General features: G+C 62.9%; 13 protein-coding genes and 1 other RNA gene. 8 read left to right on the top strand and 6 right to left on the bottom strand.

Annotated elements, in window-relative coordinates; all coding sequences use genetic code 11:
- Window positions 1–205 precede the first annotated feature (205 nt).
- The 5 genes from BLT00_RS07680 to BLT00_RS07660 all read right to left on the bottom strand — a co-directional run bounded on the left by BLT00_RS07680 (window position 206) and on the right by BLT00_RS07660 (window position 5,821).
- The gene (locus BLT00_RS07680; protein ID WP_063323876.1) at window positions 206–1,210 is read right to left on the bottom strand and encodes an extracellular solute-binding protein; all 1,005 of its coding nucleotides are present in this window, start codon (window positions 1,208–1,210) and stop codon (window positions 206–208) included.
- Window positions 1,211–1,437: 227 nt separating this feature from the next.
- Window positions 1,438–2,655, bottom strand: a complete 1,218-nt coding sequence (locus tag BLT00_RS07675; protein WP_175456251.1) for a 2-octaprenyl-3-methyl-6-methoxy-1,4-benzoquinol hydroxylase — start codon at window positions 2,653–2,655, stop codon at window positions 1,438–1,440.
- Window positions 2,656–2,722: 67 nt separating this feature from the next.
- Window positions 2,723–3,910, bottom strand: a complete 1,188-nt coding sequence (gene ubiH, locus BLT00_RS07670; protein WP_063323874.1) for a 2-octaprenyl-6-methoxyphenyl hydroxylase — start codon at window positions 3,908–3,910, stop codon at window positions 2,723–2,725.
- Window positions 3,907–5,241, bottom strand: a complete 1,335-nt coding sequence (gene pepP / locus BLT00_RS07665) for a Xaa-Pro aminopeptidase (protein WP_063323873.1) — start codon at window positions 5,239–5,241, stop codon at window positions 3,907–3,909. The genes ubiH and pepP overlap by 4 nt, the downstream gene beginning before the upstream one ends.
- A 25-nt stretch (window positions 5,242–5,266) precedes the next feature.
- Complete coding sequence (locus tag BLT00_RS07660; RefSeq protein ID WP_072342955.1) at window positions 5,267–5,821, bottom strand: YecA/YgfB family protein; 555 nt, start codon at window positions 5,819–5,821, stop codon at window positions 5,267–5,269.
- Between the two features lie 129 nt (window positions 5,822–5,950).
- On the opposite strand from BLT00_RS07660, the gene BLT00_RS07655 reads away from it, so the two are divergent.
- The 4 genes from BLT00_RS07655 (at window position 5,951) to BLT00_RS07640 (ending at window position 7,404) form a co-directional block, all read left to right on the top strand.
- On the top strand, window positions 5,951–6,160 hold the full coding sequence (locus BLT00_RS07655) for a TIGR02449 family protein (RefSeq protein WP_003177365.1): 210 nt from the start codon (window positions 5,951–5,953) through the stop codon (window positions 6,158–6,160).
- On the top strand, window positions 6,157–6,474 hold the full coding sequence (locus tag BLT00_RS07650; RefSeq protein WP_003177364.1) for a cell division protein ZapA: 318 nt from the start codon (window positions 6,157–6,159) through the stop codon (window positions 6,472–6,474). The genes BLT00_RS07655 and BLT00_RS07650 overlap by 4 nt, the downstream gene beginning before the upstream one ends.
- A 30-nt stretch (window positions 6,475–6,504) precedes the next feature.
- A non-coding RNA gene (gene ssrS / locus BLT00_RS07645) (6S RNA) lies at window positions 6,505–6,684 on the top strand.
- 114 nt (window positions 6,685–6,798) lie between these two features.
- The gene (locus BLT00_RS07640; protein ID WP_063323871.1) at window positions 6,799–7,404 is read left to right on the top strand and encodes a 5-formyltetrahydrofolate cyclo-ligase; all 606 of its coding nucleotides are present in this window, start codon (window positions 6,799–6,801) and stop codon (window positions 7,402–7,404) included.
- Between the two features lie 35 nt (window positions 7,405–7,439).
- On the opposite strand, the gene BLT00_RS31815 is transcribed toward BLT00_RS07640, so the two are convergent.
- Window positions 7,440–7,586: a hypothetical protein gene (locus tag BLT00_RS31815; RefSeq protein ID WP_092149156.1), complete on the bottom strand. Its 147-nt coding sequence runs from the start codon at window positions 7,584–7,586 to the stop codon at window positions 7,440–7,442.
- Between the two features lie 194 nt (window positions 7,587–7,780).
- Between BLT00_RS31815 and BLT00_RS07630 the strand changes: the two genes are divergently transcribed.
- From BLT00_RS07630 to BLT00_RS07615, 4 genes are all read left to right on the top strand, one after another.
- Window positions 7,781–8,230, top strand: a complete 450-nt coding sequence (locus BLT00_RS07630; RefSeq protein ID WP_092149158.1) for an EVE domain-containing protein — start codon at window positions 7,781–7,783, stop codon at window positions 8,228–8,230.
- Between the two features lie 81 nt (window positions 8,231–8,311).
- Window positions 8,312–9,277, top strand: a complete 966-nt coding sequence (locus BLT00_RS07625; RefSeq protein ID WP_092149160.1) for an HlyD family secretion protein — start codon at window positions 8,312–8,314, stop codon at window positions 9,275–9,277.
- Entirely contained in the window at window positions 9,274–11,997 is a 2,724-nt protein-coding gene (rbbA, locus tag BLT00_RS07620; protein WP_092149163.1) for a ribosome-associated ATPase/putative transporter RbbA, read from the top strand. The genes BLT00_RS07625 and rbbA overlap by 4 nt, the downstream gene beginning before the upstream one ends.
- A complete protein-coding gene (locus tag BLT00_RS07615) occupies window positions 11,997–13,115 on the top strand; it encodes an ABC transporter permease (RefSeq protein ID WP_092149166.1) in 1,119 nt (372 codons plus the stop codon). The genes rbbA and BLT00_RS07615 overlap by 1 nt, the downstream gene beginning before the upstream one ends.
- Window positions 13,116–13,176 lie beyond the last annotated feature (61 nt).

Genomic DNA, 13,176 nt, shown 5'->3' with positions numbered 1-13,176 from the left:
GATTGTGCCGCGCAATGTGTGCCCAAATATCATCGCTGACAAATTGCCCCTGTGGCGAGGGAGCTTGCTCCCGCTGGGCTACGAAGTAGCCCCAGGCCCTGGATCATGGCCCTTGAGATAGATCCCAGCAGATCTTCTGGGAGGGCTTCGCCCTCCAGCGGGAGCAAGCTCCCTCGCCACATACCATCAGGAGCACAAGCTCGTCTTAGTTCCAGCCAGCGCGATCCATCATGCGGATGGCTTCGGCCTGGCGTTTACCCGCCACTTCCACTGGCAGGGTATCGGCCTTGAACTTGCCCCAGGCCGCTACTTCCTTGGACGGCTCGACTTTCGGGTTGGCCGGGAATTCCTGGTTCACGTCGGCGAAGATGCTTTGCGCTTGCGGCGTGGTCATCCACTCCACCAGCTTCTTCGCGGCGTCCGGATGCGGTGCATGCTTGGTCAAGCCAATCCCCGAGAGGTTGATGTGCACCCCACGGTCGGCCTGGTTCGGCCAGAACAGCTTCACCTTCAGGTCCGGCTTCTGCTGGTGCAGGCGGCCATAGTAATAGGTATTGACGATGCCGACGTCGCATTGCCCGGCGTTGATTGCCTCAAGCAGGGCGGTGTCATCGGAGAAGACGTCGGTGGACAGGTTCCGGACCCAGCCCTTGAGGATCTCCTCGGTTTTTTCCGCACCGTGGGTTTCGATCAGCGTGGCGGTCAGCGACTGGTTGTAGACCTTCTTCGAGGTCCGCAGGCACAGGCGGCCTTCCCACTCTTTGCCAGCCAGCGCTTCGTAGGTGGTCAATTCGCTGGGTTTGACCCGCTCGGTGGAGTAGACAATGGTTCGCGCCCGCAGGCTCAAGCCGGTCCAGGCGTGGGAAGAGGCGCGATATTGGGACGGGATGTTGGCGTCGATCACCGGCGACGTGAACGGCTGGAGAATGCCCATTTGCTCGGCCTGCCAGAGGTTGCCGGCGTCGACGGTGAGCAGCAGGTCGGCAGTGGCGTTCTCGCCTTCGGCCTTGATCCGCTGCATCAGCGGCGCTTCCTTGTCGGTGATGAACTTCACCGACACGCCAGTTTCCTTGGTGTAGGTATCGAAGACCGGTTTGATGAGTTCGTCGATACGCGAGGAGTAGACCACCACCTCATCGGCGGCCTGTACGGCAGTGGAGCCGATCAGGGTCAAGGCGAGGGCGGACAGCAGGCGCTTGGTTGCCAACATGGTAGCGGTCTCTGGATTGTGAACGAAGCGCAAATGATAAGGACTCACATTTGGCAACTCAATCGAACAGTGGGTGGACACATTTCCAAATGTTGCAACTTTGAGATGCGCAGTGTTTTTGCGTCCGTCATCGCGGGCAAGCCTTGCTCCCACAAAGCTCGTCCCAAGTTGCACACCTGTGGGAGCAAGGCTTGCCCGCGACAGGGCCATGAGCCCCAACCCACATCTCAGGCCTTGGCCAGATCCGGCAAATCCCCAATCAACCCCAGCGCCTCGCGCACGAACAACGCCTTGGCCTCAGGCATGCGGTCTACCAGTTTCAGCCCGGTGTTACGCAACCAGCGCACTGGCAATGGATCGGCCTGGAACAACCGCTCGAAACCTTCCATCGCCGCCATCAACGCCAGGTTATGGGGCATGCGTCGCCGCTCGTAGCGGCTCAGCACCTTCACGTCCGCCAGTCGCTCGCCACGCCCAGCCGCCTGCAACAGCACTTCGGCCAGCACGGCGGCGTCGAGGAAGCCCAGGTTCACGCCCTGCCCGGCCAACGGATGAATGGTATGGGCCGCGTCGCCGATCAGCGCCAGCCCTTCGGCCACATAGCGCTTGGCATGTCGTTGGCGCAGCGGCACGCACAGGCGCGGGTCGGCACTCAGTATCGTACCGAGCTGGCCTTCGAAGGCTCGTTCCAGTTCGCTGCAGAATTCAGTTTCATCGAGCGCCATCAAGCGCTGCGCTTCACCGGGGGTGGTGGACCAGACAATCGAGCACCAATCGTGCTGACCGTCACGCTCAAGTGGCAGGAACGCCAGCGGACCGTTGTCGGTGAAACGCTGCCAGGCCGTCATTCGATGCGACCGGGCGCTGCGCACGCTGGTGACGATGGCGTGGTGCAGGTAATCCCATTCGCGCGTGGCAACGCCAGTCAGGCGGCGCACAGCGGAATTCGCGCCGTCAGCCGCGATGACCAGGGGCGCGCGCAACGTGCGGCCATCGGCCAAGGTCAGCAGCCAGTCGTCACCGGAACGACGCATCTGCTCCAGCCGGGCATTGGCCAGCAGGCCCAGGTCGCAGTCATGCAGTCGATCCAGCAAGGCGTCCTGCACAACGCGGTTTTCAACGATGTGCCCAAGCGCCTCGGCGTGCAGGCTGGCGGCCGAGAAATGGATCTGCCCGGTGCCGCTGCCGTCCCAGACGTGCATGTCGGTATAGGGGCTGGCGCGTCGGGCGGTGATGCCGTCCCAGACGCCCAGGCGATCGAGGATCCGCTGGCTGGCCGTCGACAAGGCACTGACTCGGGGCTCGAACGCGGCCTGGGGATCGAAGGGTTTGACGCTCATCGGGCTGCCGTCGAGCAACAGCACTTGCAGGCCACTGTCCTGCAACGCCAGCGCCAGGGCGCTGCCGACCATACCGGCGCCGACAATCAGCAGATCTGCACGCAATTCCATGCTCTAAGCCTGTTTTGCTGGCGACATCGGTCGCCCTTGAAAAGAAATGACAGCCCCGGCCTCAAGCATCGGGACGCGTCCCCAGCCCCATGGCCTGACGGGCGAACCAACGCTTGGCCGGCGGCAGCAAGTCGAGACCCAACAGGCCGAGGTTACGGCCCAGGGACACCAACGGCAGGTTGCTGGCGAACAGCCGCGTGACTTGGTCGGAGAAGCCCACGGTAAGGACCTGATCCATTCGCTGGCGCTCGCGATAGGCTTGCAACACGGCAAAATCCCCTGGCTCGCTTTCACTGTCGAGCAGGGCATCGGCAAGGGCCTGGGCATCGCGCAGGGACAGGTTGAACCCCTGCCCGGCAATCGGGTGCAGGCTGTGGGCGGCGTTGCCCAGGATCGCCAGGTGCGGACGGACCTGTTCTTCGGCCTCCACCAGCGCCAGCGGGTACAGATGTCGCACGCCCACCTGTTTCAGGGTGCCCAGGCGATAGCCGAACACGCCCTGCAATTCGCTGAGGAAACTGCGCTCGTCGAGGGCCGCCAGCCGTTGTGCGTCCATGCCCTGGCGGGTCCAGACCAGCGCGCAACGATTCTCCGGCAGCGGCAACAAGGCCATCGGGCCGTCATCGGTGAAACGTTCGAAGGCCATGCCATTGTGGGCTTCGCTGGGGGTGATGTTGGCGATCAAGGCACTCTGGTCGTAGGGTCGGCTGCGCACGCCGATACCCAACTGTTCACGCAGGCCGGAGCGGCCGCCATCGGCCAGTACGGCAAGGTCGCATTCCAGGGTGGTTTCGTCGTCGAGGGTCAGGCGATAACCGCCGACCAGCGGTTCCATGCCGGTGACCTGCGCCGGGCAGCGCCAACTGACCACCTCAGGGTCCAGGCCTTGCCACAGGCACTGGCCGAGCCAGGCGTTTTCCACCACGTAGCCCAGCGCCGGCACGCCCTCCTCCATAGCCGACAGACGCGCGGTGGAAAACCGCCCGCGGTCGGATACATGGATCTGTTTGATTGGTTCGGCGCGGCGGGAAATCTCCTGCCAGACACCCAAGCGTTGATAAATCTGCCGGGCACCGTAGGACAATGCCGAGGACCGGGCGTCGTAGCTCGGTTGCCAGGCGTTGCCGGGAGCGAAGGGCTCGATCAGCATGATCTTCCAGCCCCGGGCCTTGGCACCGGCCTGCAGGGCCAGCGCCAGGCTCGCGCCGACCAGGCCGCCGCCGACGATCGCCAGATTGACCCGGCTCATGCCGCTTGCGTCCGGGCAGCGGCCATCAGGGCCTCGATGTCGGCGACCGTCTTCGGTACGCCGTGGCTCAGGATTTCACAACCGGTTCTGGTCACTACCACGTCATCCTCGATGCGCACGCCAATGCCGCGCCATTTTTTCGCGACGCTGCGGTTGTTCGGGCTGATGTAGATGCCCGGCTCCACCGTCAGCGTCATGCCGACCTCAAGCACCCGCCACTCGCCACCAACGCGGTATTCACCCACGTCATGCACGTCCATGCCCAGCCAGTGGCCAGCGCGATGCATGTAGAACGCCCGGTAGGCTTCGCTGGCGATCAACGCATCCACCTCACCCTCCAGCAGCCCAAGGCGCACCAGCCCCTCTGTAATCACCCGCACCGTCGCTTCGTGGGCCTGGTTCCAGTGTTTGTCCGGCGCGATCTGGGCAAACGCGGCTTCCTGGGCAGCCAGCACCACTTCGTAGATCGCCTTCTGCTCGGGTGAAAACTTGCCACTGACCGGCCAGGTACGGGTGATATCGCTGGCGTAGCAGTCGATTTCACAGCCGGCGTCGATCAGCACCAGGTCGCCGTCCTTGAGCAGCGCGTCGTTCTGCTGGTAGTGCAGGATGCAGCTGTTGCGCCCCGCCGCGACGATCGAGCCATAGGCCGGCATTTTTGCCCCGCCCTTGCGAAACTCATAGTCCAGCTCGGCTTCCAGGCTGAACTCATGCAGCCCCGGACGCGCCGCCTGCATCGCCCGAATGTGCGCCTGGGCGGAAATCCGCGCCGCTTCGCGCATCACTTTCACTTCTGCCGCCGATTTATACAGGCGCATGTCATGCAGCAAGTGATCCAGGGCAACGAATTCGTTCGGCGGCTGGGCGCCGAGGTGGGCCTTGGAGCGAATCACGTTGATCCACTCCATCAGGTGCCGGTCGAATTCCGGGTTGCTGCCCATGGCCGAATACACCCGGTCGCGCCCTTCGATCAGGCCCGGCAGGATGTCGTCGATATCGGTGATGGGAAACGCGTCGTCGGCACCGTAGTCACGGATCGCCCCTTCCTGGCCGGCGCGCAGGCCATCCCACAACTCACGTTCGGCGTTGCGCTCGCGGCAAAAGAGGATGTATTCGCCATGGGCGCGGCCCGGCATCAGCACCAGCACCGCTTGCGGCTCGGGAAAGCCGCTGAGGTACTGGAAGTCGCTGTCCTGGCGGTAGACGTGCTCGACGTCGCGGTTGCGGATCGCAACAGCGGCGGCGGGCAGGATTGCGATGCTGTTGGGTTCCATCTGCGCCATCAGGGCCTTGCGGCGACGGCTGTATTCCGATTTCGGGATATGAATCATGGGCAGACGGTGTTCCCTCTAAAAATTAATGCAAGGACGGCTTGGCGGCCGCTGCATCGGTTTTCTTGGTCTCGGTGAACAGCAGCAATGGCGCGACCCGCAGGTACTCCATCACTTCCATGTAGTCGCTTTCGCCGTCATCGGATTCTTCCAGGGCATCCTGGACCTGGGAGATCGCGGCCAAGTCCTGCAACACTTCCTTCGCCTCTTCGCTCAAGGCGTATTCGCGGCGGGTCAGGCCGAAGCCGGCGAGGAAGCCCTGGCACCACTGGCCCAGAGCAGCGGCGCGTTCAGCCAAGGGCGCGTCGTCAGTGGGCAGCAGCAGGACGACGGTCATGTCGTCACTGGTCAGCTCGCCCTTGACCATTTCCTGCAGGCCGATAAGCGCGTTGCGGACGTTGTCCGCCGGCTCGCCTTCCAGCAGTTCTGCGGCGTCGGCCAACCAGCCGTCGGCATCGAACCCGGCGCCGGCGCAACTGCGACCGAGCAGCAGGCCATGCAGTTCGGCAGGCGAGACAGGATGACCGCTGGTGCTCAGCAGGGTGGCGAATGCTTGATACGGGGAATTCTGAATGGGCATGGGCAGCTAGGCGCCAGACGGCGCTATGTCTAGAATGGAGGCCTTGTATCCTACATCGACAGACTCGCCAAGACTATCAGAGGCTGTGCGACTCATACCCTCCATCAGACACAATCTTCAGTGGACACAATGGAAGACACCGACCTGCAAGCGCTGATGGCCAGACTCGAACTGCTAATTGACCGGGTCGAGCAACTTAAGAGCCAAAACGGACTCCTATTAGCTCAGGAAAAAACCTGGCGCGAGGAACGCGCGCACCTCATTGAAAAAAACGAAATCGCCCGGCGTAAGGTCGAATCGATGATTTCGCGCCTCAAGGCCCTGGAGCAAGACTCATGAGTTCAAGCAATAGCGTTACCGTGCAGATCCTCGACAAAGAATATTCAATCATCTGCCCCCAGGAAGAGCGTAGCAACCTGGTGAGCGCCGCCCGTTACCTGGATGGCAAGATGCGCGAGATCCGCAGCAGCGGCAAAGTCATCGGCGCCGACCGCATCGCCGTGATGGCCGCCTTGAACATCACCCACGACCTGCTGCATCGCCAGGATACGCCGGACCTGCAGGTCAGCGGCTCGACCCGTGAACAGGTGCGCGACCTGCTCGACCGGGTGGATCTGGTGCTCGCCACCGATCCAGACGTCAGCAAGGGCTGATTCGCGAGGCTGCCTGGGGTATACTCGCCTCACTCCCTGGGGTGCTTGCCAGTTGGTGATGTCCCTGAGCCGATACGCACAACCACGGGGGTTGCACGTTGGGGCCGGTGTGCATGTCCGCTTGACGGAAAGCCTTAACGCCCCCTGCAACTTCCACCTTGAACTTTCGGGTTCAAGGGCTAAGCCGACAGCGGTTCATCCGGGGAGCCTGACTCCAGGCAATGCCAGTCCATATGGACTGGCATTGCCGTTTCTGGCGCAGGCATTTCTGAGCAGCCTGTTTTGCGGTTACGCTGTGGCATCGCCACTGCGTGAAGCACTGATATGACCGAACCTGCGCTGCTGCCCCGCCCGCAACTTCGACGCCTGCTGCGCCAGGCCCGTCGCGCCCTGACGCCCGCCCAGCAACGGCAAGCCGCCCACGGGCTGTTCAAGCAACTGGCCCAGCATCCGCTGTTTCGCCGTGCGCAGCACATCGCCCTCTACCTGCCCAACGACGGCGAGATCGATCCGCGCCTGCTGCTGCGCGAAGCCCAACGCCGGGGCAAGGCCACTTACCTGCCTGTGCTCAGCCCATGGCCGCAGACCAAGATGGTGTTCCAGCGCATCCACCCCGGCGAAAAAATGCAGCCCAACCGGTTTCGTATTCCTGAGCCGCGCAAGAACATCGCCCGGCAACGCAAGGTCTGGACGCTGGACCTGGTGTTGTTGCCATTGGTGGGGTTTGACGATGCGGGTGGTCGACTGGGCATGGGCGGCGGCTTTTATGACCGCAGCCTGGCGTATCTGGCGCGACGCAAGCAGTGGCGCAAGCCAACGCTGCTGGGGCTGGCCCATGAATGCCAGAAAGTCGAACGATTGGCGCAGGCAAGCTGGGACGTACCGCTGCAGGGAACGGTCAGCGACAGGCATTGGTATATCGCGGGGTAGACGCCGCGATCATCAGCGGCGCCAGGAAAGTGGGTTCAGCGTTTGAACGATGCCGCGGGTTGGGTGATTTCCACCGGCGCGTCTGTCTTGTTGGCCCACAGGCTTTGGGCGTAACCCGTGGTCACGACACCCAGACCGAACAGAATGACCAGGATCCACAACAAATCCGGTTTGCGTTTCATCGATTGCCCCCCTCAAGGCATATCACACACGATGACAGCAGCGGTTTTCTTATTGGCCGTGCAGCAGCGTCAAGCTTGGAAGGCCGGCATTTTGCGGCAACCGGCCCCGACACGCAAACTCTGGCGTCAACCGACTGTCGGTTTGTCATAAAATCGCTGAACTATTTTTTCAACACCGCCAAGGAGTAGCAATCATGGCCTATTGGCTGATGAAATCCGAGCCCGACGAATTATCCATCCAAGGTTTGGAAGAGCTCGGCCAGGCACGCTGGGACGGGGTTCGCAACTACCAGGCGCGTAACTTTCTGCGAACCATGGCGGTGGGCGACATGTTCTTTTTCTATCACTCCAGTTGCCCCGAGCCAGGCATTGCCGGGATCGGCCGGATTGTCCGTGCCGCCTACCCTGACCCAACGGCGCTGGAACCCGACAGCCATTACTTCGACCCCAAGGCCGGTCCGGAAAAAAACCCCTGGACCGCGATCGACGTGGCCCACGTCGAAACGTTTCCCCACGTGCTGAAGCTCGACTACCTCAAGCAACAGGCCGCCCTGGCTGAAATGCCACTGGTGCAAAGAGGCTCGCGACTGTCGGTGATGCCCGTCACACCCGAACAATGGGCAGCGGTCATGGCGCTGCGCTGATCGCCAATGAGTTGATGGATATCAAGCGGGGTCGTTCGCTGATCAGGCAGACTTCAATGCTATAGCCGCAGGATGCCGGACATGTCGACAAACCATCGTACTTCTCGCTTTTTTGCCCTCGCCTTGATGACTGTTTTGCTGGCCGCCGGCGGTTTCGGCTATTGGAAATCGCGCCACGATCGCCTGCCGGAAGGCTTGAGCATGGGCAACGGTCGCCTTGAGGCCACCGAGGTCCAGATCGCCAGCAAGACCCCCGGACGCCTGGCCGAAGTTCAGGTCGACGAAGGCGACAACGTCATCAAGGGCCAGGTGCTGGCGCGCATGGACACCCGCACCCTGGAGGCCCAGCGCAACCAGGCCGAGGCCGAAGTCGCGCGGGCCCGGCAGAACCTTGCCGCCACCGAAGCCAACGTGCAGTTGCGCCAGAGCGAACAATTGCTCGCTCACCAGGAGCTGAAGCGGACCCAGGAACTGTTCAAGCGCGGTTACGCCAGCGGCCAGGTCATCGACCAGCAGCAAGCCCGCGTCGACACCGCCAACGCCGCGGTCAACGCCGCCCGGGCCCAGGTATCGGCGGCGAATGCGGCCATCGGCGCGACCCTGGCCCAAGTGGCCCAACTCACCAGTGAAATAGATGACAGCACGTTGCGGGCACCGCTCGACGGCGTGATCCAGTTGCGCCTGGCCGAGCCAGGTGAAGTGCTGGGCGCCGGCGGTCGAGTGTTGCTGATGATCGATCCGAACGACCAATACATGAACCTCTACCTGCCGGCGTCGGTGGCGGGGAAACTGGCGGTGGGCGATGAAGCGCGACTGTTGCTCGACGCCCTGCCCGAGCGACCTCTACCCGCCAAGGTCAGTTTCGTCGCGGCCAAATCCCAGTTCACCCCGAAAGAAGTCGAAACCCGTGATGAGCGCCAGAAACTGGTGTTCCGCGTCAAAGTACGCCTGACCCGCCCCGGCGAAGTGCCCCAGGCCAAACCCGGCATGCCAGGCGCCGGCTATGTACGCACCGCCCCCATCGACTGGCCGGCCAACTTGCAATGAGCGCCCCCGCCGGCGAGGCATTGCGCGCCTCGGGCCTGGAACACCGCTACGGCCAGCAGGTGGCGCTGAGCGATATCGCCTTCAGCCTGCCCGCCGGCACTCGCTGCGGTCTGATCGGCCCGGACGGTGCCGGCAAGTCGAGCCTGCTGGGGCTGATTGCCGGGGTGAAGAAACTCCAGCACGGCCAACTGGACGTACTCGGCGCCTCGATCGACGACCGACGCCATCGCAACACCCTCTACCGACGCATTGCCTTCATGCCCCAAGGGTTGGGGGGCAACCTTTACCCGGACCTGTCGATACGCGAGAACATTCGCTTCTTCGGCACGCTGTTCGGGTTATCCCGGACAGACTGCGAACAACGCATGGGCACTTTGCTGCTGGCCACCGATCTGCAGCGTTTTGCCGATCGCCCGGCGGGCAAACTGTCCGGCGGCATGAAACAGAAGCTCGGCCTGTGTTGCGCACTGATCCATGAACCGGACCTGCTGATTCTCGACGAACCCACCACCGGCGTGGACCCGCTGTCCCGGCGTCGCTTCTGGGAACTGATAGAAGACGTGCGTCGGCAACGCCCGCAACTGACCCTCCTGGTCGCCACCGCGTACATGGAAGAGGCCGAACAATTCGAGCATTGCCTGATGCTCGACAACGGTCGCTTGATCGCCAAGGGTTTGAGTGCCGAGCTGGCTACAGTCACGCCAGACGGCAAGCTCGACTCGGCCTTCACCCATTTCCAGGGCGACAGCGGCCGCGATGTCGAGCCGCTGGTGATCCCCCCCAGGAGCGCCAACACCGCCGACATTGCCATCGAAGCCCACGACCTCACCTTGCGCTTCGGTGATTTCACCGCCGTCGACAAGGTCAGTTTCGCGATTGGTCGCGGTGAGATCTTCGGGTTCCTGGGTTCCAACGGCTGCGGCAAGACCACCACCATGAAGGTGCTGACCGGGCTGATCCCCGCCAGCGAAGGCAGTGCCCGGCTCCTGGGCAACCCGGTCAACGCCAAGGATCTCGCCACCCGCAAGCGGGTGGGTTTCATGTCCCAGAGCTTTTCGCTGTACGGCGAACTGAGTGCGCGCCAGAACCTGGAACTGCACGCCAAACTCTTCGACCTGCCCACGACGGACAGTCGCCAGCGCATCGACGAACTGATCCAGCGCTTCAATCTCCAAGCGCTGGCGGACCAGCCTTCCGGCGCCCTGCCACTGGGACTGCGCCAGCGTTTGTCCCTGGCGGTGGCGGTGTTGCATCGCCCGGAAGTGCTGATCCTCGATGAACCGACCTCGGGTGTCGACCCGGCTGCGCGGGATGATTTCTGGCGACTGCTGATCGAGCTGTCTCGCGAACAGGACGTGACGATTTTTCTTTCCACGCACTTCATGAACGAGGCCCAGCGCTGCGATCGTATTTCGCTGATGCACGCCGGCAAGGTCCTGGCTTGTGACACGCCGGCAGCCTTGCAGGCGCAGTTCAACGGCCAGACGCTGGAAGCCGCGTTCGTCACCTGCCTGGAGAAAGCCCAGGGCGAGACGCAGCAAGACGCCGCCCCCGTGCCCCTCGACAGTGCCGACGCCCCCCGGGACCGGCGCGGCCTGAGCCTCGGGCGCCTGTGGGCCGTCGCCAGCCGGGAAGGCAAGGAGCTGCTGCGCGACAAGGTGCGGATGGCATTCGCCTTGCTGGGCGCCTTGTTCATGATGGTGGTCTTCGGCTTCGGTATTTCCCTCGATGTGGAGAAACTGGCCTTCGCCGCGTATGACCAGGATCAGAGCCCGCAAAGCCGTGCCTACCTGGAAGCGTTCCGTAGCTCGCGCTACTTCGAGGAGCAACCGATCATCAGCGACGCGAAGGAGCTGCATCGACGCTTGCAGCGCTCGGAGATCAAGCTGGCCCTGGAAATCCCCCCCGGTTTCGGGCGTGACCTTTACGCCGGCCGCCAACCAACGGTGGGCGCCTGGCTGGACGGCGGCATACCGTTTCGAGCCGAGACCAGTCGCAACTACGTCCAGGCCGTGCACCAGGCCAACCTTGAGCAACTGGCTGAACTCAGCAGCCGCGCGCCCAACCGGCAACCCGGTGCGACGCTGGAGACGCGCTTTCGTTACAACCAGGACGTGGTCAGCGTCAACGCCATCGGGCCTGGGGTCATGGCGCTGATCCTGGCGTTCATTCCGGCCATGTTGACGGCGCTGGGCATCGTGCGGGAGAAGGAACTGGGCTCGATCACCAACTTCTACGCCACGCCGCTGACCCGACTGGAGTTCCTGCTCGGCAAACAAGTGCCCTACCTGGCGGTCAGCCTGATCAACCTCGCCCTGCTGACAGCGATGAACCGCTGGCTGTTCGGTGTGCCGTTCAAGGGCAGCGGCCTGACGCTAGCGATCGGCGGCCTGCTCTATGTACTGGCGACCACCAGCATGGGGCTGCTGATCTCGGCGTTCACCCGTACCCAGATCGCGGCGATCCTCGGCACCATGATTATCACCAGCCTGCCGACCATCCAGTTTTCGGGGTTGATCGTGCCGCGTTCGTCCCTGGAGGGTGCCGCTGCGGTGATGGGCCAGTTGTTTCCCGCCGGTTACTTCCTGGATATCGCCGTCGGCACCTTCACCAAGGCCCTGGATCTGCGCCAGCTATGGCCGCAATGCCTGGCGCTGGGCGGTTTTTTCCTGGGTTTCACCGGGCTCAGCCTGATCATGCTGAAAAAGCAGGAGGCCTGATGCACACGCTTTCACATATCTGGCGTCTGGGGCTCAAGGAACTGACCAGCCTGCGGTACGACTCCGTTCTGCTGCTGTTTTTGGGCTACGCCTTCACCGTGGCGATCTACATGCCGGCCGCAGGTTCGGTAATCGGCGTCCACAACGCCAGTGTTGCAATAGTGGACGAAGACCAGAGCCATCTTTCGCGCCAATTGGCCCAGCTCCTGCAACCGCCGGAGTTCCAGAACCCAGTGGCCTTGCCCTATGCCGAACTGGACAAGGTCATGGACAGTGGCCGCTACACCTTTGTCATCAACGTGCCCGCCAACTTCCAGGCCGACCTGCTCGCCGGGCGCGAACCGACGCTGCAACTCAACGTCGACGCCACGGCCATGAGCCAGGCGTTCATGGGCGCCGGCTACATCGGACGGATTTTCCAACAGGAACTGACCACCTACGCCGGCCAGGCACAAACGAGCGAAGCAACGCCCGTGAGGCTGACCACGCGTTCGCTGTTCAATACCAATCTGGAAGGTGGCTGGTTCCTGGCGGTGATCCAGATCGTCAACAACATCACGATCCTGGCCATCATCCTGACGGGGACCGCGCTGCTGCGCGAGCGCGAGCACGGCACCCTCGACCACTTGCTGGTGCTGCCGCTGACGGCACTGGAAATCATGCTGGCGAAAATCTGGAGCAACCTGCTGGTGGTGGTGCTGTGCACCTGGGCATCGCTGGAAATCATCGTCAAGTTCGCCTTGGGGGTTCCACTCGCCGGCTCCATGGTGCTCTTCCTGCTGGTGACCGCACTCTACCTGTTCGCCAGCACCTCACTGGGCATCTTCCTCGCCACCCTCGCCCGTTCGACGCCGCAATTCGGCCTGCTGGCGATCCTGGTTATCATTCCGATGCTGCTGTTGTCGGGCGGCAGTACACCGCTGGACAGCATGCCGCAATGGTTGCAATGGGTGATGCAAGGCTCGCCCTCGACGCATTACGTCAGCCTCAGCGCGGCGATCCTGTTCCGAGATGCCGGCCCTGGGGTGATCTGGCCGGACCTGCTGGCACTGGCGGCCATCGGACTTTTGTTCTTTGCAATCGCCCTGGCCCGGTTTCGGAAGAGCCTGGCGTCTTGACGAAAAAAAGCAGCCTTGGGCAGCGCCAGGAGATCCGGGCACTGCCAAAGGCTGCAATCGA

It is taken from the genome of Pseudomonas sp. NFACC51, from assembly GCF_900103575.1.
GTDB lineage: Bacteria > Pseudomonadota > Gammaproteobacteria > Pseudomonadales > Pseudomonadaceae > Aquipseudomonas > Aquipseudomonas fluorescens_Q.
The sequence above is the reverse complement of the archived record's forward strand: the minus strand, read 5'-3'. Positions and strand labels throughout refer to the sequence as shown.

Bases quoted from the DNA above. Each gene is read 5' to 3' on its own strand.
- BLT00_RS07680 (WP_063323876.1), bottom strand. From the start codon at position 1,210: ATGTTGGCAACCAAGCGCCTGCTGTCCGCCCTCGCCTTGACCCTGATC.
- ubiH (WP_063323874.1), bottom strand. From the start codon at position 3,910: ATGAGCCGGGTCAATCTGGCGATCGTCGGCGGCGGCCTGGTCGGCGCG.
- pepP (WP_063323873.1), bottom strand. From the start codon at position 5,241: ATGATTCATATCCCGAAATCGGAATACAGCCGTCGCCGCAAGGCCCTG.
- BLT00_RS07660 (WP_072342955.1), bottom strand. From the start codon at position 5,821: ATGCCCATTCAGAATTCCCCGTATCAAGCATTCGCCACCCTGCTGAGC.
- BLT00_RS07655 (WP_003177365.1), top strand. From the start codon at position 5,951: ATGGAAGACACCGACCTGCAAGCGCTGATGGCCAGACTCGAACTGCTA.
- BLT00_RS07650 (WP_003177364.1), top strand. From the start codon at position 6,157: ATGAGTTCAAGCAATAGCGTTACCGTGCAGATCCTCGACAAAGAATAT.
- BLT00_RS07640 (WP_063323871.1), top strand. From the start codon at position 6,799: ATGACCGAACCTGCGCTGCTGCCCCGCCCGCAACTTCGACGCCTGCTG.
- BLT00_RS31815 (WP_092149156.1), bottom strand. From the start codon at position 7,586: ATGAAACGCAAACCGGATTTGTTGTGGATCCTGGTCATTCTGTTCGGT.
- BLT00_RS07630 (WP_092149158.1), top strand. From the start codon at position 7,781: ATGGCCTATTGGCTGATGAAATCCGAGCCCGACGAATTATCCATCCAA.
- BLT00_RS07625 (WP_092149160.1), top strand. From the start codon at position 8,312: ATGTCGACAAACCATCGTACTTCTCGCTTTTTTGCCCTCGCCTTGATG.
- rbbA (WP_092149163.1), top strand. From the start codon at position 9,274: ATGAGCGCCCCCGCCGGCGAGGCATTGCGCGCCTCGGGCCTGGAACAC.
- BLT00_RS07615 (WP_092149166.1), top strand. From the start codon at position 11,997: ATGCACACGCTTTCACATATCTGGCGTCTGGGGCTCAAGGAACTGACC.